Source organism: Candidatus Pantoea bituminis (assembly GCF_018842675.1).
Taxonomy (GTDB): domain Bacteria; phylum Pseudomonadota; class Gammaproteobacteria; order Enterobacterales; family Enterobacteriaceae; genus Pantoea; species Pantoea phytostimulans.
On the sequence record NZ_JAGTWO010000002.1, the window covers coordinates 107,363 to 131,157 of the forward strand.

23 protein-coding genes and 1 pseudogene are annotated in these 23,795 nt (G+C 47.9%); 13 read left to right on the forward strand and 11 right to left on the reverse strand.

Translation table 11 applies throughout. The features are described from left to right. Window positions 1-144 precede the first annotated feature (144 nt). Genes KQP84_RS02360 through KQP84_RS02370 form a run of 3 tightly spaced genes read right to left on the reverse strand, consistent with a single transcriptional unit; the run spans window position 145 to window position 2,260 of the window. Window positions 145-588: a hypothetical protein gene (locus tag KQP84_RS02360; protein WP_215845066.1), complete on the reverse strand. Its 444-nt coding sequence runs from the start codon at window positions 586-588 to the stop codon at window positions 145-147. Continuing rightward, the gene (locus KQP84_RS02365; protein WP_215845067.1) at window positions 585-1,274 is read right to left on the reverse strand and encodes a hypothetical protein; all 690 of its coding nucleotides are present in this window, start codon (window positions 1,272-1,274) and stop codon (window positions 585-587) included. The genes KQP84_RS02360 and KQP84_RS02365 overlap by 4 nt, the downstream gene beginning before the upstream one ends. Next, on the reverse strand, window positions 1,256-2,260 hold the full coding sequence (locus KQP84_RS02370; RefSeq protein ID WP_215845068.1) for an ATP-binding protein: 1,005 nt from the start codon (window positions 2,258-2,260) through the stop codon (window positions 1,256-1,258). The genes KQP84_RS02365 and KQP84_RS02370 overlap by 19 nt, the downstream gene beginning before the upstream one ends. Window positions 2,261-2,880: 620 nt before the next feature. Here KQP84_RS02370 and KQP84_RS02375 point away from each other — a divergent pair. From KQP84_RS02375 to KQP84_RS02385, 3 genes are all read left to right on the forward strand, one after another. Further along, a complete protein-coding gene (locus tag KQP84_RS02375) occupies window positions 2,881-3,189 on the forward strand; it encodes a hypothetical protein (RefSeq protein ID WP_215845069.1) in 309 nt (102 codons plus the stop codon). Window positions 3,190-3,417: 228 nt separating this feature from the next. Further along, window positions 3,418-3,690 (forward strand): hypothetical protein, encoded by a 273-nt coding sequence (locus KQP84_RS26100; protein WP_370661471.1) that lies wholly within the window; start codon window positions 3,418-3,420, stop codon window positions 3,688-3,690. 133 nt (window positions 3,691-3,823) lie between these two features. Continuing rightward, complete coding sequence (locus tag KQP84_RS02385) at window positions 3,824-4,414, forward strand: hypothetical protein (protein WP_215845070.1); 591 nt, start codon at window positions 3,824-3,826, stop codon at window positions 4,412-4,414. A gap of 519 nt (window positions 4,415-4,933) precedes the next feature. Here KQP84_RS02385 and KQP84_RS02390 read toward each other — a convergent pair. The 5 genes and pseudogenes from KQP84_RS02390 to xylA all read right to left on the reverse strand — a co-directional run bounded on the left by KQP84_RS02390 (window position 4,934) and on the right by xylA (window position 9,967). After that, window positions 4,934-5,848 (reverse strand): type II toxin-antitoxin system HipA family toxin, encoded by a 915-nt coding sequence (locus KQP84_RS02390; protein WP_252515156.1) that lies wholly within the window; start codon window positions 5,846-5,848, stop codon window positions 4,934-4,936. Next, window positions 5,821-6,477 (reverse strand): helix-turn-helix domain-containing protein, encoded by a 657-nt coding sequence (locus KQP84_RS25120; protein ID WP_252515157.1) that lies wholly within the window; start codon window positions 6,475-6,477, stop codon window positions 5,821-5,823. The genes KQP84_RS02390 and KQP84_RS25120 overlap by 28 nt, the downstream gene beginning before the upstream one ends. Before the next feature lie 361 nt (window positions 6,478-6,838). After that, window positions 6,839-7,146: pseudogene (locus KQP84_RS02400) on the reverse strand (FadR/GntR family transcriptional regulator); the annotation flags it as partial. A gap of 24 nt (window positions 7,147-7,170) precedes the next feature. Further along, on the reverse strand, window positions 7,171-8,631 hold the full coding sequence (xylB, locus tag KQP84_RS02405; protein WP_215845071.1) for a xylulokinase: 1,461 nt from the start codon (window positions 8,629-8,631) through the stop codon (window positions 7,171-7,173). Between the two features lie 13 nt (window positions 8,632-8,644). Next, on the reverse strand, window positions 8,645-9,967 hold the full coding sequence (gene xylA, locus KQP84_RS02410) for a xylose isomerase (protein ID WP_215845072.1): 1,323 nt from the start codon (window positions 9,965-9,967) through the stop codon (window positions 8,645-8,647). Window positions 9,968-10,339: 372 nt separating this feature from the next. Between xylA and xylF the strand changes: the two genes are divergently transcribed. From xylF to KQP84_RS02440, 6 genes are all read left to right on the forward strand, one after another. After that, window positions 10,340-11,332: a D-xylose ABC transporter substrate-binding protein gene (gene xylF, locus KQP84_RS02415; protein ID WP_215845197.1), complete on the forward strand. Its 993-nt coding sequence runs from the start codon at window positions 10,340-10,342 to the stop codon at window positions 11,330-11,332. A gap of 57 nt (window positions 11,333-11,389) precedes the next feature. Then, window positions 11,390-12,916, forward strand: coding sequence for a xylose ABC transporter ATP-binding protein (locus tag KQP84_RS02420; protein WP_215845073.1), 1,527 nt, complete (start codon window positions 11,390-11,392; stop codon window positions 12,914-12,916). Beyond that, window positions 12,909-14,084 carry a xylose ABC transporter permease XylH gene (xylH, locus tag KQP84_RS02425; protein ID WP_215845074.1) on the forward strand — a complete coding sequence of 392 codons (1,176 nt, stop codon included), beginning with the start codon at window positions 12,909-12,911 and terminating at the stop codon, window positions 14,082-14,084. Before KQP84_RS02420 ends, xylH begins: the two co-directional genes overlap by 8 nt. Before the next feature lie 83 nt (window positions 14,085-14,167). After that, window positions 14,168-15,346 carry a D-xylose utilization transcriptional activator XylR gene (xylR, locus tag KQP84_RS02430; protein ID WP_215845198.1) on the forward strand — a complete coding sequence of 393 codons (1,179 nt, stop codon included), beginning with the start codon at window positions 14,168-14,170 and terminating at the stop codon, window positions 15,344-15,346. A 451-nt stretch (window positions 15,347-15,797) separates the two neighbouring features. Next, window positions 15,798-16,112: an MCP four helix bundle domain-containing protein gene (locus KQP84_RS02435; protein ID WP_215845075.1), complete on the forward strand. Its 315-nt coding sequence runs from the start codon at window positions 15,798-15,800 to the stop codon at window positions 16,110-16,112. Beyond that, window positions 16,109-17,479 carry a methyl-accepting chemotaxis protein gene (locus KQP84_RS02440; protein ID WP_215845076.1) on the forward strand — a complete coding sequence of 457 codons (1,371 nt, stop codon included), beginning with the start codon at window positions 16,109-16,111 and terminating at the stop codon, window positions 17,477-17,479. The genes KQP84_RS02435 and KQP84_RS02440 overlap by 4 nt, the downstream gene beginning before the upstream one ends. 806 nt (window positions 17,480-18,285) lie before the next feature. Here KQP84_RS02440 and KQP84_RS02445 read toward each other — a convergent pair. Further along, the gene (locus KQP84_RS02445; protein WP_215845077.1) at window positions 18,286-18,663 is read right to left on the reverse strand and encodes a RidA family protein; all 378 of its coding nucleotides are present in this window, start codon (window positions 18,661-18,663) and stop codon (window positions 18,286-18,288) included. 331 nt (window positions 18,664-18,994) lie between these two features. Beyond that, window positions 18,995-19,930 (reverse strand): quinone oxidoreductase family protein, encoded by a 936-nt coding sequence (locus tag KQP84_RS02450; RefSeq protein WP_215845078.1) that lies wholly within the window; start codon window positions 19,928-19,930, stop codon window positions 18,995-18,997. 70 nt (window positions 19,931-20,000) lie between these two features. On the opposite strand from KQP84_RS02450, the gene KQP84_RS02455 reads away from it, so the two are divergent. The 4 genes from KQP84_RS02455 (at window position 20,001) to KQP84_RS02470 (ending at window position 23,116) form a co-directional block, all read left to right on the forward strand. Beyond that, complete coding sequence (locus tag KQP84_RS02455) at window positions 20,001-20,486, forward strand: MarR family winged helix-turn-helix transcriptional regulator (RefSeq protein ID WP_215845079.1); 486 nt, start codon at window positions 20,001-20,003, stop codon at window positions 20,484-20,486. A 311-nt stretch (window positions 20,487-20,797) separates the two neighbouring features. Further along, entirely contained in the window at window positions 20,798-20,980 is a 183-nt protein-coding gene (locus KQP84_RS02460; protein WP_215845080.1) for a hypothetical protein, read from the forward strand. A gap of 602 nt (window positions 20,981-21,582) precedes the next feature. After that, the gene (locus tag KQP84_RS02465; RefSeq protein ID WP_215845081.1) at window positions 21,583-22,494 is read left to right on the forward strand and encodes a helix-turn-helix domain-containing protein; all 912 of its coding nucleotides are present in this window, start codon (window positions 21,583-21,585) and stop codon (window positions 22,492-22,494) included. A 181-nt stretch (window positions 22,495-22,675) separates the two neighbouring features. Beyond that, entirely contained in the window at window positions 22,676-23,116 is a 441-nt protein-coding gene (locus KQP84_RS02470) for a hypothetical protein (protein ID WP_215845082.1), read from the forward strand. 258 nt (window positions 23,117-23,374) lie between these two features. Here the strand turns inward: KQP84_RS02470 and KQP84_RS02475 are convergent, their stop codons facing one another. Then, window positions 23,375-23,770: a helix-turn-helix domain-containing protein gene (locus KQP84_RS02475; RefSeq protein ID WP_215845083.1), complete on the reverse strand. Its 396-nt coding sequence runs from the start codon at window positions 23,768-23,770 to the stop codon at window positions 23,375-23,377. Window positions 23,771-23,795: the final 25 nt, after the last annotated feature.

The following is a 23,795-nucleotide window of genomic DNA, read 5'->3' on the forward strand; positions in this document are numbered from 1 at the left end:
GATAACGTTGATTGTAGTCTTCTACGCTCAATTTTTGGTGATTGTAGTTAACCAGCATAGAGTGATTAGAATATTGTCGACCGGCGGCTGGCTACTCGATCCTTTGCAAACATCGCAGTAGCCGCGCCACAGACCCCATCGGATTTAGGAAGCTTTATTTGTAGATGGTAATACAGGTAAAAACTGCTTATGTTTCTGTTCTAGGTAAACAGTAGACGTATCGCGTGTAGCCTCGTACCGAAGTTGCTCACTAAAGAAACTTAGTTTTGACCTAGCGGCATGTAGCACTTCTGCCCAAGTCATAACCCATACTTCAACGTTAGCTTCTGCGTCGTCAAGCGTTTTACCTTTAGGCCATCCTCTCATCCGCGCGCGGCGCATACCATATTCATCCATAGTGTTGGACACTGCGATAAAAGTCCATCGGGTATTAGCATGGTCAAAACGCTCATCGCTGCTAACTGCAAGGGCATACTTTTCAACTTGGCCTATAACGTCATAATCAATTTTCTGGGAGGGCCTCTTCAGCTCGACCACCAGATACTCGGTTACGCCTTCCGTAGGCTGCCTTGCTTTTGCGAACATCAAATCGATGCGCCCCTGTCGTCCGTCCGGTAAAAATACGGGGTCGTTCGATCCCTCGTCCTCACGTTTGCCCAAGTGTCTGATGTGTTTCTGCAGGACTTCTTCAAGCCGGTTTTCTGAACCTGCAAGATAGAAATCTTCACGGAAAATCCAAGCCTCCCTTTCCAGAATCTTATGCAGTTGATCCCTTTCCAAGAGTGTTTTTTGGTTTCTCTGTCATGCACAAGGTTATCCAGACCGTTGATAAAATTCAGCCTGTCTGCAACGATTTTAGATGCGCTGATGATTGACGAAAGCGAGGTGCTTTCCAGCATTTCGGCTAATTCGTCCTGCTCTTGTGCTTTCAGCTCAAGAACTTCAGTGATAATTTTCTGCACAGAGGCCGGGTTTTGTTTGATAGCTTGTGACAGGAGCATAAAAGTGAATTTTTTGGTTTTCTTATCTGATTTTTCGAAATTTTTCAGATAACTTTGAACGTTCACTGCAAGGATATCAAAAACTTTTCTTTCCACCGATGTCGTCGGGTCTTTCCCGGTATCTCCAGCATAAGGATAGATATCCTGAGCCTTCCATTCATCAATGATTCGAGTTTTCTTCTGGAAAGCCTTATCAATAAAATAAAGCCTTGCGCGGTTGATGACGGCGTCTTTGATTGCCTTAAGCTCCGGGACTAGGTCGCCAAGCGCCACCTCGTTGCGTTCACTAAGCGTTTTAAAATAGTCGCATCTGGCATAAAGTGTGAATTCAAATCCTGGCGCGCGGATGAGCTGCCCCAGCTTTTCTTTATGATAGGAAAAACCGAGTGAGTCGCAGTAATGAAACTCTCGCTGCACACTTTTTTACGCCATTCAATAATCGACATTGAGACACCGGTGGTCTCATCTTCAGAGACTTCAACGTCGCCAAGGTCAAAATCAGCCTTGTCAAGCCACGCATCTCGCGGATCCAAGTCCCGCCCGTCAAAAACTAGCTTGCGGAAAGGGTACTCAGTCAGAAACAGGGCAAATTCCATAAGAAGGTCGTTATGGGAATTTTCACTCAATAGATCAATAGCATGGTCGCTGACGTTATAAATTTCGACCTGTGTCCCAGTCTGTTCGCCCGAGACTTCCGTTACATCGCCGATCACCAGATCCTTAACGCTGTTTGCATCCGCCGATATCGCATAGGCATAATGTTTTTCACCTTTTTTAGCTACCGTCTGCCAGACAATTTTTTCCCCGAGCGAAAGAGCCTTAAATCTGCCTTTCCCGTATTGGCCATGTAAAGATCTGTCGCCATTTGCCCTAGCATGTCTTTTCCAAGATTCTCCTAGGTTGCCGAAGAGTTCTGTTACTCTGGCATGTTCGATCCCTCCACCGGAATCTCTGACGAAAATGGAATCAATGTTGCCCGTTAAAGCGTGTCGGTTGATAACAACCTCCACGCGCTGAGATTTCGCATCGAATCCGTTCCAGATTAACTCACTGATAGCAGAGACTGGCTTTGCTGAGGCAATATCGGTGATGAGATCTGCGCCAGCCTTGACGGTTATTCTTGACATATCTTTTCCCTGCGGTCGCTTTTTGTAAATACTGCCATAAAGTGGCTGTCCGGTTAAGTTATTAACCGGTAACTCTTTCGGATGGGAATATCCGCGCTCCGTTGCTTTTCGAAACGTATCAGCATTGGCCAACTGATTCCTGATAAAGACATTTCTCTACTCCGCCAAAACTCAGCAAGAGCGCAGAGCGCCTGTCAAAGTGTTTGTGACACATTTATTACCTGTAGGTGAGTTCTTTAACGCCTATCCGATTAATACCCGCTGCGGCAGGATCAGTCATAAGCCGTGCTCTATGAACGGTTCCAGGGATGTCTATCCAAGCCACAGGCGCTTTATTTTCACAAACATTAACCGGATAGCTTCGTCACCATACATTAAGCTTGCAGCAAATAAAGCCGGCGTATGCGTGAGGGATTGAGATACGATTGCCCAGGATTCAGTTCTCACTAAAGGACTGCGCGCGGAGTATTCCAAAGTGACCGGTTACCACCATGCGCGGCCAGTTCCGAAACAAGCAGGGAAAATTTTTCCCTGTCAGTAACAAGCTTGCAAAGGAGATGCAGCCGGATGATATCTGGCAGACAATGTATTCTGGTTCGCTTGAACTGTTACGGTCAGGCATCACTACGACTGGCGACCTCTTTGATAACATTCGTGGTCCTGCCTGGGGTGATGCTGGTTTCAGGGCGCTGTAAAAGAGCGGTATTCGCGCCATCATGTATTACGGTGGTCCAGATAAAATAACGAAAATCATGATCGATTTGTCGCACTTGGCTGAACTAAAAAAGCAGTCATCCGATCGTGTTCAACTCGGGCTCGGCTGGCGAATTCCTGGGGACTTATCCAGCCAGCAGAACTGGGCAATACGGGATAAGGAATACAGGTTGGCTGTTCAGCACAACTTGCCGAATCAGGTACATATCAGCGGCGATGCTCAAGCAATGTTCGATGCACTGATAGACCGTCACTATTTATCGCCATCGCTGACGATGGTTCACGCGAGCGATGCACTCCCGAAGCAGTTGAACGCTCTGCAGAAAGCGGGTGGGGGCTGGTATTAACCCCGGTCAGCAAACAACGCGTAGGTCATTGGCTGACACTGCTCAATCACTTCAAGAGCGTTGGAAGACAGGGGCTGGGCATAGATGGGAATGCTTTATCTGGCGGAGCTAACTTGTTCGAAGCGCTTCGCACAGCAGCGCTGACTGAAAGCGGTAAAGCAAAAAAATGAAACGCTGCCAAATCCGCGCGAACTTCTGAAGCTTGCAACGCGCCGCTCTGCTGAATCAATAGGACTGGGAACCGGCACCTTTGAAGAGGGAAAGCGGGCAGATATTCAGATAATCAATCCCAATACTCTGAACATGGCTGGATTTGGCGGTGGTGACCCGGCAGCGCTCATCGTCTACTCGGCTCAGCCAGAAAATGTGGAGACGGCCATCGTCGACGGTCTGATTATCAAAGCGGATGGTAAACTGCAGGGTGTAAATCTGGGAGAGCATCTGAGAGCCACTTATACTTCTGCTAAAAAGCTTTTGGAGCGAAGTAAATCTCAGATGTAATGAGGCCAACAATGATGACATAGCAGGCAAGCAGAGGGGCATTACTGCCTCTCTGCAAATCATTTAATACAGCTTAGCTCTCTGTTCTTAAGTCATATCCAGTGACGTTTTATCCATTCAGTTGAAGTTAGACATGGCATTATGTCTCGACGAGATCGATAACGATTACTGGAATGCACTCGAAAACGGCGTGAAAGCACCTGAATTAAAAGGAGATCTTCCTTTGAGGTTGAAACATATAACGTCCCCATGGACAGCCTTGGACATTATTAGAACTCTTAGCATCATTGCCGGACCATCTTTGTCAGACTCGGGATTGAACGTTTTTATAGAAAATCATCCCGGAGGCCCCTATATGTCAAATATATTGAATCAATCTGGAGCCAAGTTAATCTTTGAATGGAGCGGACCTAGCAAGCGTAGTACGCTTGCGGACGGCTATCCTCCGGACATCCTGTATGACCAATTTCCCCATAGAGCCTTCATACCTGTGGGCACTAGGTCTCATTTATACTTGATTGGACTCGAATTGATGGACGGAGTTTCTTGGGAAGTAGCAGTTTCAAAACCTAAGTTCAAACTCACAAGGCCACAAAGTTGGAAGCTATGGCTACAAAGCAAACATCATCAATGGTTAGAGCGGGAGGTTGCACGTATTGAAGATGAAGTTGCTGGTATCGTAAAAAAACGGCCAACTGCCAAAATCGTCTTCCCCCGGGTGTGACTATGAATGGATCCTAAGAGAAAGATTCCCAAATTTACCCTGAAGTGAAGCGGTCATCTTGCTGCAAACATTTGGCACTTCCCATTAGTTAACCTCGCGATGAAGTAGTTTCGGGAGAGGACCTATGGTGGGTGTTGAATGACTATGTATTTACTGCAAGTGCAGCACATTTAACATAATTATGATGTTCGGTAGTGCGTTGTATTACCCTCATTAAGGGCCATGTTTATGGCGATCTGGCTGTTGAATCGGTTAGATCCTAGCAGGACGCCACCACACACAGTTCTTACAGGCGCGCATCGCTGGGGGACTGGGCAGGCAGCCGCTACGAGCGATATACTGGCAAGTGGCGACTATGAGCACTGCACAACTTTCTGCGGTTAAACTGCACTAATGCACCCACGCCGCAGTTGTTCCGTACACTGGAGCAGATTGGGACGCTGTGCCCACCAGCTAATCAGCCAGAATAAATAGCACTGTAATGACCGGTGGGTAGTCGGGCCGCATTTTCGAAGTAAATTATTCAAAAACGAATGGGTTGAGGAATTGTCTTTTCCAGAAGAGTCGGCGATCGATTTCGGTCAATTGGGCTTCTTCACACACTTTATCCCAGTGCTCATTTATTCTTTCAACCTGCTCATCAAAGATTAGCGCTGCTGCTTCCCGGGATAACATAAAGTTATGCGCGGTCTCTATACACGCACTTCGCTGGCTAAAACGATTATTCCCTGTGATAAACATGGCTTGTGTGGCCTCATTGCCAGCTCGCCCCTGTGGGCAGATGTCATAAGCTGGCGCCAATGACAGCCTCTCACCATTCCAGAAAGCGGCATGATTTCGGGCGTGATCGTCAGTATTACCACAAAGAATGTTGAAGCAGATTCGTGCAAAAAGCTCACGCAGTGTCTCTTTCGGACGTTCGAAACGCTTGCGAATCAAATGAGCAAAGTCTTCATAACTGGCATAGCGTGCCATCATGTCATCGAGGCCAAACAGGGTTAAGGCTGACACCATTGAACGTCTTGTCCATCCAGTTTCGGATTTAATACGGTCGGAGCGTTCAATAAGCAAAATATCCTTGCCCGCCGCATGCGCCATTCGCACGGGTGCGCAGTCCAGCCCACATAATGCGGCGAGCCGCATGGCAATAAATTCTGCTTTCACCACATTGTAGAGATCGTTACTCGCTGAAAACTTTGCGATGTATTTTTTACCCTGTTCTTCAATCAAAGCTTTGGGGCGCGCGCCACCAATTGAACTACCGTGAAACAGTGCCTCATCGAGTTCAGGGGTGAGGGGGACCCATTGTTCCACGCGTTCAGCGGAGCGCAGCAGTTCTTCTATCTCCACGTTTTTGGCATAACGCGGTTCATACTCCGTGGCAGAACATTGGAAATCCAGTGCGCTTATTCGGTCAGAACCGGACTCCAGCAATAAGTCAGCTCATCCAGTAAAGCTGTATCCGTATCAGCACCGCGCATTCCTAACTTACGGTTGATGATTACACGCCGACCCCAGGCGTCTGGTGCGCTATCGCGGATCGATGATGGCATTGTTAAACCTGGCGACAGAGGCAACATTCCTGACTGGAGAGGCAATTCAGGAAGATAAATCGGGATGGCCGGAGAGTGATCGCGGACGCGTTCCAGGTAACTACGGCCATAGTTAAACAGTATGTTTCGGGCATTATCATAACTCAGTCGGCCAGCCACAACAGGTTTAGTTTCACCGGGTAGCCAAATCCATACAAATGCCTGCTGTGGGAGTTGTTCAGAAGTCATCAAACGAATCCTGGCACGTTGCGGCATCAGACGTAATTTATCTTCAGTTTGTCTTCGATATGCCGCCAATTTGATCTCATCTGCCGCCGCATCGAATAGAGGAAGCCCGAGCAGCACGGCAACTTCAAACACAACGCCGATCTCGCATTTAGGATCGGCTTTCTCAATACGTTGCAACATACTGCGAGATATACCTGCGCGTTCTGCCAATTCGGACTCGGTCATTTTTAGATTTTTACGTTCAAAACGGATCAATTCAGCAAACAACCGCAGCGCTTCCAATGTATAGCGTGAATATACTCTCTGTAATGGTCTGGCCGTTTTGACCGCCTTAAAGGACGTTAGGATGCTTTATGTATTATAGATAACTCACTATAGCGAAGGTGCTAAGGTTTGGCTGTACGCATGGCTTTTGTATGAGTCATAAAAGAGGTTAATGACTGTTAGATGAGTCATTGTCTTTGTAAATCCAACGGGTGAAGGATGTTTCGTTATAAAAGAAGAGTACAGGCAGGTTAGAACATAATTCAGTACGAGGTGTGTAATCAGATACCTTGTTTAACATAATAAGTAAATTCAAAACTAGCCAGCACAACGGCATCAAAATCAATCGCTTATTTTTTTCGCAGTCGTTATTCTCTACTTACTCTTTCATAAAACGCTCTTCGATCGAGGCTTCCAGCTTCAGCATTGCCTCCTCTGCGTACTGCTTATGCTGGCGCATGATGTTTTCAACTTGAGCGGCGTCTTTACGACGCATCGCATTAATTAACTTGTATTGAAAACCTATCCCGGTCGCGCGCGCGACGGGTTCTGGTAGATGTCTTTGCAGACGGCCTGTTCTTTAAGCAGGCGCGGCAGGAAGCGGCAAATAAATGCCAGCAGCACGTTATTGAAATAGCTGGCGACCACAGCATGAAAATCGAGCTCTGCCATGCGCTGGCTCCAGCGGTTAACGCTAAAATAGTGGCTCTTTTAACTGCGCCCCATCATCGGTACGAGTCGTCTATATAATTCCGCGAATACCTCTCGTTTTAGGCGATATGCATCATGTTGCGCGGCATTCGGTTCATGGCGTTGTTCAAGTGGCAATGTGGGTAAAAGCTCTGCCACATCGCGCTCGGGTGACATCGCTAACATCGCCAGGCGCGCCGCGCCCAACGCGGGGCCGACATCGCCGCCTGAGCAGAAGTCGAGCGTCTGTCCGCTGATGTCTGCCAACATTTGTCGCCACCTGGCACTGCGGGCACCGCCGCCAATCAGCATAATGCTCTGCGGCGCAATGCCACATGTGTGTACCGCGTCCATGCCTTGCGCCAAAGCATAGCCGACGCCCTCCAGCACCGATTTTGCCAGTTCTGCGCGACCATGCTGGTGGGTCAAACCAAAAAATACGGCCTTTGCTTCAGGATTATTATGCGGGGTGCGTTCGCCAGAAAGATAAGGCAAAAACCAGACGGGTGGCAGATCCTCCTGCGCCAGTTCTGCTTCGTCGAGAAGATGCTGAACGTCATTACAGCCGGTCAGCTTTGCCGCCCAATCAAGACAGGAAGCCGCACTCAACATCACTGACATCAAGTGCCAGCGTTGCGGCAATGCGTGACAGAAACTATGAACCGCCGAGGTTGGATTTGCCATAAAGCCGTCACTCACCAGAAAATAAACGCCAGAAGTACCGAGTGAGAGCATGCCTTGTCCGACATTAACCATACCGACGCCGACTGCGCCCGCCGCATTATCACCGCCGCCCGCCACAACCTGAACATCTTTAAGACCCCAGCCCGCCGCAATTTCCGGATGCACTGTGCCGGTGAACTGATTGCCTTCATACAGTTGCGGCATCTGCTGACGCGTCAATCCGCAAGCGGAGAGAAGTTCATCATTCCAGTCTCGCTTTGCCACATCCAGCCACATCGTACCCGCGGCGTCGGACATATCAGTGGCGAAGGCGCCGTTCATTCGCCAGCGCAAATAATCTTTGGGTAGCAACACTTTGCTGATCTGAGCAAAAATTTCAGGCTCATGCTGTTTGACCCATAACAGCTTCGGTGCAGTAAAGCCCGGCATCATCAGGTTGCCAGTAATGGCTCGCGAATCAGGAACCCGCTTTTCAAGTTCTTGGCACTGCTCTGCACTGCGCCCATCGTTCCAAAGGATGGCGGGGCGCAACACATTACACACATTGTCGAGCAGCGTAGCACCATGCATTTGCCCGCTGAGGCCAATGGCGCGCACCTGGCTTAAATCATATTGACTCGCCAGTGCGCGCATAACGCTATCGGTTGCCTGCCACCAGCTTTCGGGATCCTGCTCACTCCACAGCGGCTTTGGTCGTGAAACAGTAAGCCTCTGGCTTTGGCTGCCAATCAGTTGCCCAGCGTTATCCAGCAGCACGGCCTTGACGCCTGAAGTGCCTAAATCTATCCCGATGTACATGATGGCGACTCCGTTATTGTGCAAAAAGATAGTTATTGACCAAATTTTCCAGTTGTTCCTGACGACCACTTTGCGGCTGCGGATTCAGGCTATGTTCCGAAGCAAATTGCGCCAGCGAAGCGAGCGAAAACTCGCCTTTTAAGATTTTCTGGCCCACCTCATCATTCCAGCCGCTGTATCGGCGGGCTACGCGGCGGTCCAGTTCGCCATCGTCAATCATGCGAGCAGCCACCTTAAGTGCTAACGCCATCGTATCCATAGCACCAATATGACCGTAAAAGAGATCATACTTATCAATGCTCTGACGACGAATCTTCGCATCAAAATTCAATCCGCCTGTCGTGAAGCCGCCCGCCTTAAGAATTTCATACATCACCAGCGCATTTTCTTCCACGCTGTTAGGAAACTGATCAGTATCCCAACCGAGCTGTGGATCACCACGGTTGGCATCGACTGAGCCAAAAATACCCAGAGCAATAGCACTGGCGATCTCATGATGAAAAGAGTGGCCAGCCAGCGTGGCATGATTTGCCTCAACGTTAACTTTGATCTCTTTTTCAAGGCCATACTGCTTCAGGAAGCCGTATACCGTAGCAACATCGTAATCATACTGATGCTTAGTTGGCTCCTGCGGCTTGGGCTCAATCAACAGCGTGCCCCGGAAGCCAATCTTGTGTTTATGCTCCACGACCATCTGCATAAAGCGGCCAATCTGCTCACGCTCCTGGCGCAGGTCGGTGTTGAGCAAGGTTTCATAGCCTTCCCGTCCGCCCCACAGCACATAGTTCTCGCCGCCGAGCCGATGTGTCGCATTCATGGCGGTAAAAACCTGCGTGGCGGCCCAGGCAAAAATCTCTGGATCGGGATTAGTCGCTGCCCCAGCAGCATAGCGTGGGTGGGTAAAACAATTAGCGGTGCCCCATAACAGTTTGACGCCGCTCTGTGCCTGCTTCTCTTCCAGCACATCGGTCATGGTCGAAAAGTTATCGATATAGCTTTTCAGCGAATCGCCTTCGGGTGAGACATCAACGTCATGAAAGCAGTACCACGGCACATTCAGCTTGTGAAAAAACTCAAAGGCGATATCGGCTTTGCGCTTCGCCTGCTCCAGCGCATCTCCCGGCCCCTGCCATGGGCGGTTAAAAGCCCCACTGCCAAACATATCAGCCCCGTTCCAGCAGAAAGTGTGCCAATAGCAGGCCGCGAAACGCAGGTGATCTTCCATGCGTTTTCCGTGAATAAGTTCCTCGGGATTGTAATGGCGGAAAGCCAGAGGATTAGTGCTTTGCGTTCCTTCATAGCGGACGCGATCGAGCTGATCGAACCAGGATTGCATGTTTAACTCCTTTAACCTTACCCATAGGACAGCTGAATACTCAGCGGTATGTGAGGATGATTGTGATGAGTGAATCTCTGGCGCTCAATTACGTTATTTAACACTGCCATTGAGATAATTATTAAATGTGCGTCAGCTCGCAAAATACAGGTAGGAAATACCTTTTCTCTTTCTGATTCGCCTCGAAAAAATAAAAGACTTAATTTGCCTGAAAAAGGGAAAAATACGATCCACTTCATACTTTCTTAAATAAACCAAAAAACATAATAGAAAGACGAAAATCTATAATTGCTGATATGAAACTGAAAGATAACAATTCATCAGCCTATTAGCGCATTGGCAGGTTTTACCCTTACTTCAACCTACAGGGCCATAAAAAATGAAAAAACCATACTGGCGATGTGTGCCGCACTCAGTCTGTTCAGCCATGCTGGCTTCGCAAAAGAGGTGAAGATTGGCATGGCGATTGATGATTTACGTCTCGAACGCTGGCAGAAAGATCGCGATATATTCGTCAAGAAAGCGGAATCGCTTGGTGCGAAAGTTTTTGTTCAGTCCGCTAATGGCAATGAAGAAACGCAAATGGCGCAGATTGAAAATATGATTAATCGCGGCGTAGATGTTTTAGTTATTATTCCCTACAACGGTCAGGTATTAAGCAACGTTATTGCTGAGGCTAAACGTGAAGGAATTAAAGTGCTGGCCTATGACCGCATGATAAATAATGCTGATATCGATTTTTATATCTCATTTGATAATGAAAAAGTGGGTGAAATGCAGGCGCAAAGCTTGGTTAAGCGCGTGCCGCAAGGTAATTATTTTTTGATGGGTGGTTCACCGGTCGATAATAACGCACGTCTGTTCCGTGATGGGCAAATGAAGGTGCTGAAACCGCTGATCGATAGCAAAAAAATCAAGGTTGTGGGTGATCAATGGGTTGATGCCTGGCTGCCAGAAAACGCGTTGAAAATCATGGAAAATGCCCTGACCGCCAACGGCAATAAAATAGATGCTGTTGTCGCTTCAAATGACGCCACCGCAGGCGGTGCAATACAGGCACTAAGCGCGCAAGGGCTGGCCGGTAAAGTCGCGATTTCTGGTCAGGATGCCGATCTCGCCGCCATCAAGCGCATTAATAACGGCACGCAAACCATGACGGTTTATAAACCGATCAGCAAACTCGCTGATAATGCGGCGAATATCGCTGTGGAGTTGGGAGAAGGGAAGCAACCAAAGTCCAATGCAACGCTGAACAACGGCACCAAAGAGGTTCCTGCCTGGCTACTTGAGCCAATTGCCGTTGATAAAGCCAATATTGAAAGCACGGTGGTCGCAGACGGCTTCCATAAAAAGAGCGAGCTCTGATCCTGTTAACCGCCGTAAACACGGCGGATTTTCCTCAGGGCAGCCTGGAGAGATGTCATGACCAAACTGCTTGAAATGAAAAACATCACCAAACTTTTCGGCGCTGTGAAGGCCGTTGATAACATTTCGCTGACGCTGGAGCCAGGCGAAGTGATTTCGCTATGTGGTGAAAATGGCTCTGGCAAATCAACCTTAATGAAGGTGCTGTGTGGCCTTTATCCCGCCGGTGAATATCAGGGTCATATCTTTTTTGCCGGAGAAGAACTGCGTGCGACTAATATCCGCGACACCGAACGCAAAGGCATTGTCATCATTCATCAGGAGTTGGCTCTGGTGCGGCAGATGACGGTAATGGAGAACATCTTTCTCGGCAGCGAACTGACACAACGCGGCGTTTTAGATGTAGACAGCATGACGCTGCGCTGCCAGACCCTGTTGCAACAGGTGCGGCTCAACGTCTCGCCAGAGACACGCGTGGGTGAACTGGGGCTGGGTCAGCAACAGTTAGTTGAGATAGCCCGGGCGCTAAACAAGCAGGTTCGCCTACTGATTCTGGATGAACCTACCTCTTCGTTAACCGAACAGGAAACGGAGGTACTGCTGGATATTATCCGTAATCTGCGCAATCACGGTATCGCCTGCGTCTACATCTCGCACAAGCTCAACGAAGTAAAGGATATCTCTGACACCATCTGCGTGATCCGTGACGGGCAGCATATTGGCACACGCCGCGCAGATGCGATGAGTGAGGATGACATCATTACCATGATGGTAGGCCGCGAGTTGACCTCGCTTTATCCCGTCGAACCGCACCCGGTCGGCGACGAGATCTTACGGGTAGAGAACCTGACAGCCTGGCATCCGATCAATCGCAGCATCAAACGGGTGGATAACCTTTCTTTTAGCCTGCGGCGCGGGGAAATTCTTGGCATTGCTGGCTTAGTCGGTGCCGGGCGCACCGAAGCGGTTCAGTGTCTGTTTGGTGTCTGGCCAGGCCGCTGGGAAGGTAAAGTCTGGATTGATGGAAAACCCGTCAGCCTCAATGACTGCCAGCAGGCCATTGCGCACGGTATTGCGATGGTACCGGAAGATCGTAAAAGGGATGGTATCGTGCCGGTGATGGGCGTTGGAAAAAACATCACTCTCGCGTCGCTGGCTCAATTCAGTAGCGTGTTTTCAGTGCTGGATGAAGCGCAAGAGCAACAGGTCATTAAGGATGCGCTGGCTCGCCTTAAGGTCAAAACCGCCTCACCCGAGTTGGCCATTGGTCGGCTAAGTGGCGGTAACCAGCAAAAGGCTGTACTGGCAAAATGTCTGTTGCTCAACCCACGCATTCTCATCCTTGATGAACCAACGCGCGGTATTGATATCGGCGCAAAATATGAAATCTACAAGCTGATCAATCAACTGGCGCAACAAGGGATTGCCATCATTGTGATCTCATCCGAACTTCCCGAAGTGTTAGGTCTTAGCGATCGCGTTCTGGTGATGCATCAGGGGCAGATTAAAGCTGACCTTTTAAACCAGGACCTGACCCAGGAAAAAATTATGGAAGCGGCACTCAGGAGTGAACATCATGCTTAAAACCGATTCAACACAACCCGCTACGCCGTTGCCTACGCGAAAATGGGCGGGTGCGCGGCTTAATCTACAAGTTGGCGTGATGATTCTCGCCATCGTGTTAATTGTGGCTTTTTTCACCTGGACCACTGACGGCTCTTACCTTAGCGCACGCAATATTTCAAACCTGCTGAGACAAACAGCAATTACCGGCATCCTGGCGGTGGGCATGGTGTTTGTCATTATCTCTGCGGAGATCGATCTTTCCGTTGGTTCCATGATGGGGCTGCTGGGCGGCGCGGCGGCTATTTTTGATGTCTGGTTCGGCTGGCCTTTGCCCTTGACCATTGCGGTAACGCTGGTGATGGGGCTGTTACTGGGTGCATGGAATGGCTGGTGGGTCGCCTATCGTAAGGTTCCCTCTTTTATTGTTACTCTGGCCGGAATGCTGGCCTTCCGCGGCATTCTGGTCGGCATCACTAATGGTACAACGGTGTCACCTATCAGTCCGGGAATGTCGCAAATTGGGCAAAGCTATTTGCCATCAGGCATCGGCTTCGGTTTTGGTGTGGTAGGGCTGGTGCTGTTCGTTCTTTGGCAGTGGCGACTTCGTCAGCGCCGGCAAAAACTTGGCTTATCGCTTCCTGCTGCTTCCGGCACGCTGATACGCCAGGCGTTGACCGCTGTCATTGTGCTCGGTGCCATCTGGATGCTCAACGATTACCGTGGCGTGCCTACGCCAGTATTGATTTTGACATTACTGATGCTGGGCGGGCTGTTTATTGCCACACGTACTGCTTTCGGTCGCCGCATTTACGCTATCGGCGGCAACATTGATGCCGCAAGGCTTTCCGGCATTAACGTGGCGCGAACCAAGCTAGCGGTCTTTGCGATTAACGGATTAATGGTAGCCATTGCCGGGTTAATTCTCAGTTCACGGTTGGGTGCAGGTTCGCCATCGGCGGGTAATATTGCAGAACTGGATGCTATCGCTGCATGCGTTATCGGGGGAACCAGTCTCGCGGGTGGAATAGGGAGTGTGGCCGGTGCGGTAATGGGCGCCTTTATTATGGCTTCGCTGGATAACGGTATGAGCATGATGGATGTCCCCACCTTTTGGCAGTACATCGTTAAAGGCACGATACTGCTGTTGGCAGTCTGGATGGACTCTGCCACCAAGCGTCGCGTGTAGAGGATCACATGTCCGACGAATTTATTCCTGGTGACAAGCGCACTGTGCTATTCAAAAAGCAGAATAAACAGTGGGAAACAGCCATGTTTGAGAAACGTTATCGGATCACTCTGCTCTTCAATGCGAATAAGGTTTATGACCGACAGGTCGTCGAAGGCGTGGGCGAATATTTGCAGGCTTCGCAAAGCGACTGGGATATTTTTATCGAAGAAGATTTTCGTTGCCGTATCGACAATATCAAAGAGTGGCTGGGCGATGGTGTGATTGCTGATTTTGACGACAGGGAGATCGAACAGTTACTGAAAAATGTTGAAGTACCTATCGTCGGTGTCGGCGGCTCGTATCACCGGGAAGAAGATTATCCGGCAGTGCATTACATCGCTACCGACAACCACGCGCTGGTTAAAAGTGCCTTCTTACACTTGAAAGAAAAAGGTGTGCACCGTTTTGCCTTTTACGGCTTGCCCGTTTCCAGCGGCAAACGTTGGGCACAGGAACGCGAGTACGCTTTTCGACAATTGGTCGCTGAAGAGCGTTATCAGGGCGTGGTTTATCAGGGAATGGAAACTGCGCCAGATAACTGGCAGCACGCACAAAATCGGCTGGCCGATTGGGTACAAACATTACCACCACAAACCGGGATTATTGCCGTTACTGATGCCCGAGCGCGCCATCTGTTACAGGTATGTGAACACCTCAATATTCCGGTGCCGGAAAAGCTCTGCGTGATCGGTATAGATAATGAAGAGCTGACGCGCTTTCTTTCGCGGGTAGCGTTGTCATCCGTGGCTCAAGGCTCGCGTCAGATGGGATATCAGGCGGCTAAACTGCTGCATCGCCTGCTGGGCCAACGCCAACTTCCTCTTCAGCGCGTGCTGGTTCCGCCTGTGAAGGTTATTGAACGACGCTCAACAGATTATCGTTCTCTACTTGATCCGGCGGTAATCCAGGCGATGCACTTTATTCGCTACAATGCCTGCAAAGGAATCAAGGTAGAGCAAGTGCTGGATGCAGTGGGTATGTCGCGTTCTAACCTGGAGAAACGCTTTAAGGATGAAACAGGAGAAACCATCCACGCGGTAATTCATACAGAAAAGCTAGAAAAAGCACGATCGCTGCTGGTTTCAACATCGCTTTCGATCAATGAAATATCGCAGGTGTGCGGCTATCCCTCTTTGCAGTACTTTTATTCGGTATTTAAAAAAGTCTACGCTTTTACACCGAAAGAGTACCGGGAGCGTTATAGCGAAATGGCCGTTTAACCTCGATATTTTCTATTATTATTGACAGGTGTTACCTGTCAATAATTTGAACATTTTCAACTGCGCTTATGTTAATGCACATAGTTGCTCCGCCATCGCTAAAAGTTCCGTAACAGCGAACTGGCAATTAGCTTAATTCGTAATAGCGACATATTTTCGACTGCTTCGCTTATATCAGTGCGTCGTTTGCTGGCAGCTGTCCAATCCCAATTCCTTTATTGAGAAGCCCTCTCTAATATTCAGCGCAACTCGAGCAAACCCCTGCTCAAAAGTGTCTATTTCTACTTCAACCATAAACTTATCCATGCATAAACCGATAACAATAATCGGACATAGCGTTATCAGACTTATTACAGAATGTCGTCCGGCGCTAAATGAGCCGCTGTGGCTACCTAAACTCTTTATGGCTATCAGCTTCATTATCACGAAACTGGCTTAGATGAGATAAATAATGAAAATAAATAACCTGGGAATAGGAACCCGTCTGGGTGCTGGTTTTTCACTGGTACTTATTCTGATGATTGCAATGGTCATTACTGGAGGATGGCATCTGCGCGGCATGATGCAGGCCACAAAAAGTGTTACGCATGATTATTTAGTGCGGGAGCGCTTATCGACCGAATGGTTATCCATCATTGACACTAACGCCGCTCTGGCCCTTGTCGTAATGACCTCACCCGCTGAAAGTATTAAACAATATGCTTCAGAGGAGATGAAGAAGAACTCTGAGCGAGCCAGCGCGGTACAAAAAAGCTGGAAAATATGATCACGTCTGATCACGGCAAAGAATTAATGAAGGGAGTGGGTGAGGCACGTAAAGGGAATACCGCAGCGCGCAATGTTGCCCTGAAACTCAGTGCTCAGGGAGATGTGAACGCGACCGCTGAAGTTATTCGTAGCCAGTTGCTACCTGCTATGCGCGCTTATTCCGATGCTGTTCGTGCTGTGGCTAACAACCAGCAAAGGCTCATTAATGAGAATGGTGGTCATATCCAGAGTGCAGGTACATCTGCCGTTTGGACACTGGTGGCGGTAGGTATTGTTGCGTTAATTATGGGCTCGCTTCTTGCATTGCTTATCACGCGTAGCATTACGCGCCCACTGATATCTGCTGTGGGTATAGCGCGCGAAGTGGCAGCCGGTAATCTGACCGTGGATGTGCGGGTAGATTCTCATGATCAGTTAGGGCAGTTGATGGCCGCCCTGCGTGAAATGACTGAAAGTCTACGTAAGACTGTGCAGAAAGTGCGTGCAGGATCAGACAGCATAGCCTCGGCTGCTGATGAAATTGCCACCGGTAACGAGGATCTCTCATCCCGCACTGAAGAACAGGCGGCGAGCGTGGAAGAAACAGCGGCAACACTCGAGGAACTGACCGCCACCATCAGCAATACCGCATCAAACACGGCGCAGGCACGTCAGTTTGTTTCTGAAACCGCTGGCATTGTAAAAGAGAATGGCGAGCTGATGAATGATGTGTCCACCCGGATGAAGGAGATTTATGAATCCTCCTCCAGAATGTCTAATATTATTTCTGTCATCGATGGCATTGCTTTCCAGACCAACATACTGGCCCTCAATGCGGCTGTGGAAGCTGCTCGCGCGGGTGAATCTGGCCGGGGGTTTGCTGTGGTCGCCGGTGAAGTACGCACACTGGCCCAACGCAGTGCTTCCGCTGCACGTGAAATCAAAACGCTGATAGATGAATCTGTATCGCGCATTAACGCAGGCACCACATTAGTGGACAAGGCTGATAAGGGCATGACGAGCATCGTTAGAAACGTGCAGAGCATGGAACAACTGATTAACGAAATTGCTCAAGCCAGCCGGGAACAGAATGATGGCATTGAGCAAATCAACTGCGCCATGGAGCAAATCGATACGACTACTCAGCAAAATGCTGCTCTGGTAGAACAGTCTGCGGCTGCTGCAGCCTCCATGCAGGAACAAACCCAAGTGTTGCAGGAGATTGTGAGCATGTTTCGCTTAAATGAAGGAAGCGCTATAAACCGTACGCAAACGGTCAGCGTTCCTGTCTCGGTCACCACTCAGCAGCAATTTAGCACTGTCCGTCAGGCACCACGACTACCTGGCAAAACGGCTGCTACAGAGGGAAGCTGGGAATCATTTTAATTGAACGATTTCGTAATAAAATGAAGTGAGCCAGACGGCGGGTTTTGAATGCTTTGTCTAAAAATCCTGCAACAAAAGCTGCCTGTCTAAAATTACTGGCTCTTTGTTACCTTCCTGTAAAAAAGGAGCATGCCAGACATGCTCCTTTTGACATTAATCATTCGTTCGTTTCAAAGAAGCAATTATTTATGGCCGTCTTTTCTCTGCCGGTAACTGTTAAGAAATTTACCGCAAATCCTTCGCCGGGACGACCCGTTGTGTTTTTCACTGGGTCTTCGGCCAATTGCATGATCTAATTAGACATTTAACATAAATTACATTCTCTGCACTATGCCTCAGGTGGTAAGTGATGAACCACCATCACTTCTCTAGTTCTATATGAGCGTAATGCTCCCGCATACCGTTGAGTAAGTTGTCATCAGGCCAGTCTGCTGATTTACCCAGGCAGCAGGTAAACCTCTGACAGCCTCATGTATTCGACGTGCGTCACCTGTACCAGAACAGTGTCTGAAGCGTCCATGGTGTTTACGTAACGCATGGCACCGGGCAAAATGCCTGTCTCCTGCCAGCGGATGGTATGAAGCTTTATGCCCGCCAAGACTTCCGGCAGAAGTCGCTGAACAATCTTCAGTGTCTGCAAAGGAATGTTCCCCCTGTATAGTGGCATTGTCAGCTTATGCCAACAAAGCTGCCTGATCGAGCACATGGTCCGCTATGAGCGAAAATCGGACGTTATGTCTTAGAGAGGGTTTGATAAAACGGCGTTAGAGCCGAACAGTTGTCACTATCCGGCTATGAGCAATGAATCAAAGGCCGAATATAGCCTCAATTTCTATCGAGAGGTCAGGTGAGAAGAGGCGGCTGACTTCCACGAGCGAACTGGCTGGCAAGTGATCACCGTAATTTCGGTACAGCACGTTGCGTAGCCCGTTGATCTCCTCAAAAGAGGTGATGAATATAGTCACTTTGATTAGTGCGGAAAAATCTATCTCTTCTAGGCTGACAATTTTCCTGATTTGGCTGAATATTTCTTCAGCCTGCTCAGCAATGCCTTCATGTTGGGCCGCTGTGCCAAACGCGGTCAGGCCGGAAATATAGAGCGTGTTGCCATGCTTTACTGAATGGACGTAAGGAGCCTTTACTTCACCTAACGCACGGTAATTCTTTCTTACCAGATTGCTCATGCCGATGGCCTTTTTGAAAGGGAACAAGCCACAACCTTACCATTCCACTGTGAATGCTCAATGTTGATTGGCGTATCGTAAAGTATGCATTGTCCGCTTCTGGTACAAAGCCACCTGCCGTGCCCCCATGACCGCTATGAGCGAAAAGCGGACGTTTGTGATAGTTAATTCACCTCGTGACCCTTCATGAATCTTCTGGTTAAACCCAGCAGGTGCTTTTGTCCCGCTTTTCACGCCCGAGTCAGTTGCCAATGATGCCCAACTAAATCTGTAAGGGGCTATGCGAATAACTGCATAAAGTTTCACAGACATTCGCAACAGGAATTTCATGTCATAAGGTAAAAACTGTGCGACAGCGGCTGTCATCCTCCTGCCATGCATCGCTCACTTCACTCAACGGGCGCGTACAGAATGGAATGGAAAAATCACTGGTAGCGGCGGCTTGCAGGAGTTCACTAATTGAAGCTATAAGTTCTTCATTTGATACACTGCCCAGTCCACTCCCCATCAGTGTCAGTCCTGATGATCGCAGCAGCTTACTGGGTAAAGCAATTTCCTGCCCGCTGAGGGATCCAATCTGCACAAAGCGTACAGTCTTTTCACCGCCGGCAACGGCCGCCGTCATGATGCTAAGCGCACTCGGTCCCCACAAATAGTCCAGCACTACGTCAATCCCTTCATTCATCAGGGCTGGCAGGTCTTCCTGTAGCGCGTCCAGCGTCAAAGTGATATCAGCACCAACCTCGCGCAGTTTTTCCAGTGCCTCACGGTTGCGTCCGGTTGCTATGATTTTTCCAGCCCCCAGATGCCGTGCGATCCGCACCGCCAGGTTGCCGGATGTGCCAGTTGCACCATTGATCAGCACGGTCTCCCCTTTCCGCAGTTGTGCTCTGCGCGTCAGTGCTGTCCATGAAGACATTCCGGGATTAGCAATCGCAGCGGCTGTCACTAAATCAAGTGTTGCAGGCAACGGCACAATGCTGCTGACCGAAATCTGCGTTTTTTCAGCCATGCTACCCCAGGGAGAGTTGAACGCCAGGAAGTAAACCGGCTCACCGCTGAGCAGATAACCGGCTCCGTCAATTCCTGTAATAAAGGGATACTGCATGGACGCGCTGTAATGGGTTCCCGCTGCACGTGATTTTGCAAGCTGACTTACCGCAGCAGCTTTGACCGTGACCACAACATGTTTGTCATCTGACTGAGGTTCTGGGAAATCACCGTACACTGGCAATTCGCCAGCCTTATTGATAATTGCTGCTTTCATATCTTATCTTCCTTCAGGTAGTAAAAATTAGGTGTAAAGTACACATTATTCCCATCCCTGGAGAACTTCAATGAAAAGAGTGCAAAATACACATAACTTCGTAAGCTACGAAGATTTTCATGATGGATTACTGGCTGTAGTGAGTGCCTTTAACCGTCCGCAACGCGATGCTTTAATGATTAAAAAGTCCTGTATCCAGCTTGAACGGGCATTGTTTCCTCTTCTGGTGCAAATCAGCAGGTTCGGCCCCATCGGTGTGGTCGAACTGGCTAACAGGGTTGGCCGGGATTACTCGACAGTAAGCCGTCAGGTAGCAAAGCTGGAAGAAGCTGGCCTGGCGAAGCGGCAGAAAAATTCACAGGATAAAAGAGTTAATGAAGCCGACATAACAGCCGAAGGAAAAGCGATGACAGACAGAATTGATGCCGTACGTGCACAAATCTATGACACCGTATTTATGCACTGGCCATGCGAGGAACAGGCTGAGTTTAGTCGGCTGCTGAAACGCTTTGTCGCCGATTTCACGGCGGTGGAAGTCAGCCAGCGAACCGGTTAAACATTTGCCCGGTATCTCCATAAGGTATGGCGCTTTTACAGGCTGGTGGGGCGGTATGTGCGCTCGACCCTGCAGGGAGACACTGTAATCAGGCAGAGCAGAAGTTTTAACAGAAGAGTAGAAAAATCTTTCCCTGCCTGAACTTAGCTCCTGAAGCGGTATATGAAATGGCTCAGAAAGCTGCAAAATGGCAAACGGGCCAAATAAATTGACCGACTGGCGGAAGCATATCCGGAATGCCAAGTGTAAAGTGAATAAAGTGTTAAGTACTCCAGAAATCCTTGACACGGGAGAAGTGAAGGATAAAAACAATGAAAAATCAGCTCATTAAAGTTTATCTGTTCTGGTTAAGCATAATTCTTATTGTGATTAACATGGTGGTGGTTGATACAAGATCACCTGCAGCGGGAGACGGTGTGACTAAAAAACAGCAAGTGTTACCGTGGATAACTGCCGTTTATGCCCTGCCTCTGGCGGTATTCCTTATGTTTTAAGCATTACCTGAGGTAACTGTTAATAAATAAAAAAATTACGTCAGCAAACGTATCAACTTTCACTTTGAATTTTTGTGGCCTTTCTTCGGATATGATATGGCTTATATTTTTCAGTCTCGAACAGGATATTGGGTATCAGTACTAATTCCAGCTGAAATGTTAATAAATTCAGTGACATTAACTGCTGACTGTGAAAAAATCAGTTAACGGATAAGGAATTGCGGGAATGGATCTGGCTGTCAATCCGCTGTCGGACAATTGCCTGTAAGTTATTTTTTTCATGACGTTGCATACCTGTAATTAACAGACCTAAACAGAAATTTAGTGATACCCATATTAATTCTAATATTTATACCGGACAATTAATCTGCCTACACCAGGGCATTTTATTTAGTTATGCGATAATAGCTTTTTCCCTGAGCATATAAATTAGCATTGCCGCATATTTCAGCCAGTAGCATGTCAGACAGAACAGACATGAGATATTGCAGTTGCAAAGTTATTGATTTCAAAAGTGAGCAAAACCGCATCGGGTAACCATCCGGAGAATCTGTCTGTGACAGGATAATGCCCGGCTGATATTTAGCAGATGAGGATATGAAATGGCGAAAAACAGCCAGGAATTAGTAACAGTTCTGCTTGAGTGGATTGAAAATCGTCTGGGAGAATCATTATCAGTCGAAGATATTACAAAAAAATCCGGTTACACAAAATGGCATATGCAGCGGATATTCAAAGATGTGACGGGAATATCTCTGGGAGTTTATACCCGGCGGAGACGGCTTTCCAAGGCTGCGGTGGCACTGAGAATGACCAGCAGATCCATTATAGATATTGGTATGCAATATCATTTCGACTCCCAGCCGGCATTTACCCGGGCATTCAAGAACCAGTTTAATGAAACGCCAGCACGATATCGTCACATGGATAACTGGCACACTGCTGGTATTCAGCCGCCTTATCGCATCAGTGGAAGTGAGATCCCCAGGCATGAAATAGTCAGACTGGACAATCTCAAACTGGTTGGGCATATCGCCAGTTATCATTGTCATCTGGAAAATGTCTCAGAATACCGTGAAAAAATCCGAAGTGATTTCTGGTATCTGCTGCTGGAAGGAGCGAAAAAGGTTCCCCCTGTTATTTATGGCCTTCATGAAGTAAAGGCCAGTACGACAAGAGATGATGAACAGCAAGTTTTTTACAGTGCAGCAGTCAGTGAGGAATACCTTTCGTTAGATCTGAACAGGCATGGTGACATTGTCCGTGAGGAAGGAGATTACGCCAGATTTACTTATCAGGGAGATCTGAAAGGTCTACAAAATTTTATTTTGCTGCTCTACAGTACATGTATGCCGTTAGCAGGCCTGGTCAGACGGCAGGGTCAGGATATAGAGTGCTACTACACGCATCAGGGTAACTGGCATGATATGCTCCCCTATGAAATTCACTGCGACTATTTCATACCTGTTTCACTGACTCAGTCTTCCATGGAAAATGCGGACCTGGCAGTATAAATTTTCATTAAAGCCGGGGAAGCAGTCAGGCGATAATTAAGGCCTTTGCAGATAATGATCCCTTGATTAAACATAACCTTCGTTCAAACTGAAGTAGACAGACTTAATTACTTGGCAAAAAATAATAAAAGAGCAGTCATCAGAGCTGTATTCCGATTACTCCGACTAAGTGAGAAAAAAGATGAAAACAATTATCGCCTTACATAAACACTGGTACACCGCTGATGCGCTCAAGGTCGTTGTCTGCGATGATGTGATTAAAATTGATTTAGAAGACGGCCTTTTTACTTTTGAGGCTCTTGGCGATTTACATGCCGCTTTTCTCAGAATCAGCACGTGGTATTCCTTACTTTATGTCGTAGTTGATTGTTGGATTGACCTTCGAATGAAAGATGATGAGATAGATTTTTTACTGTCAAATAAAAAAATGGTCGAAGGATTACGTCAATTTCATCATGCTATTTCTCATTATCAAGGAGATCCCATGGACTCGGAACTTATGACTTTTTTGGAACAAGAAGAGAGTGAAGTATGGGTCCGGAAAACACATCAGGCTTTTAAAAACTATATTGAGAAGCATCTGCCTATCGAAGAAATGTTCGCCTTTGTACTGCGAAAATAATTTCGAGTTATTATTTTTGTTAACATTAAACTAGTTTGAAAATAATTAACCCCGTTACTTCTCTGTCTCAGTGAAAGTTTCTCATGAATCATATGGGTAACATAGCCCGACATTAGTAAGGCCCAATGGATTTCATATTGTTTGTAGATAATTATTCCAGAAAGCTGAAGAAAACGCTTTCAGCTTTCTGGAGAAAATTAAGATTTTTTCATATTTTTTAAAAGACAATGCACTTGTCAGTGTAAGCGCCATGTCAACTCAGGTCATTGGACAATCAAACATTATACTTTTACATCTGCGCGTATATTTACGGGGCGGATCACCAACAATACGGGTAAATGCAGTAGTAAAACTGCTTGCACTTTGATAACCCAAATCAAGAGCCGTACCAAGTACTGACTCACCTGCTATGAGTTTTTCTACAGCAGCAATTATCCGAAGCCTTTCTCTCCATACTAAAAAAGTCATTCCAGTTTCATTTAAAAAAAGACGGGCTATAGTACGTTGGCTGGCACATGACTGCTCTGCAAGCTCACTCAGCGTATCCGTACAGCCAGGAGTATTTTTTAACTTTTGAGTAATAAACCGGAGGCGTTTATCCTGGCCTTCTGGAATAAAGAAATTAGACTGCGAAACGTTTTTTCTAACTGGCATATCATTAGCTGCCTTATCAGGCTTA

Coding starts and splice junctions, on each gene's coding strand:
- KQP84_RS02375 (WP_215845069.1), top strand. CDS start 2,881: ATGATCGATTTGTCGCACTTGGCTGAACTAAAAAAGCAGTCATCCGAT.
- KQP84_RS02385 (WP_215845070.1), top strand. CDS start 3,824: ATGGCATTATGTCTCGACGAGATCGATAACGATTACTGGAATGCACTC.
- xylB (WP_215845071.1), bottom strand. CDS start 8,631: ATGTACATCGGGATAGATTTAGGCACTTCAGGCGTCAAGGCCGTGCTG.
- xylA (WP_215845072.1), bottom strand. CDS start 9,967: ATGCAATCCTGGTTCGATCAGCTCGATCGCGTCCGCTATGAAGGAACG.
- KQP84_RS02420 (WP_215845073.1), top strand. CDS start 11,390: ATGACCAAACTGCTTGAAATGAAAAACATCACCAAACTTTTCGGCGCT.
- xylH (WP_215845074.1), top strand. CDS start 12,909: ATGCTTAAAACCGATTCAACACAACCCGCTACGCCGTTGCCTACGCGA.
- xylR (WP_215845198.1), top strand. CDS start 14,168: ATGTTTGAGAAACGTTATCGGATCACTCTGCTCTTCAATGCGAATAAG.
- KQP84_RS02435 (WP_215845075.1), top strand. CDS start 15,798: ATGAAAATAAATAACCTGGGAATAGGAACCCGTCTGGGTGCTGGTTTT.
- KQP84_RS02440 (WP_215845076.1), top strand. CDS start 16,109: ATGATCACGTCTGATCACGGCAAAGAATTAATGAAGGGAGTGGGTGAG.
- KQP84_RS02445 (WP_215845077.1), bottom strand. CDS start 18,663: ATGAGCAATCTGGTAAGAAAGAATTACCGTGCGTTAGGTGAAGTAAAG.
- KQP84_RS02450 (WP_215845078.1), bottom strand. CDS start 19,930: ATGAAAGCAGCAATTATCAATAAGGCTGGCGAATTGCCAGTGTACGGT.
- KQP84_RS02455 (WP_215845079.1), top strand. CDS start 20,001: ATGAAAAGAGTGCAAAATACACATAACTTCGTAAGCTACGAAGATTTT.
- KQP84_RS02460 (WP_215845080.1), top strand. CDS start 20,798: ATGAAAAATCAGCTCATTAAAGTTTATCTGTTCTGGTTAAGCATAATT.
- KQP84_RS02465 (WP_215845081.1), top strand. CDS start 21,583: ATGGCGAAAAACAGCCAGGAATTAGTAACAGTTCTGCTTGAGTGGATT.
- KQP84_RS02470 (WP_215845082.1), top strand. CDS start 22,676: ATGAAAACAATTATCGCCTTACATAAACACTGGTACACCGCTGATGCG.
- KQP84_RS02475 (WP_215845083.1), bottom strand. CDS start 23,770: ATGCCAGTTAGAAAAAACGTTTCGCAGTCTAATTTCTTTATTCCAGAA.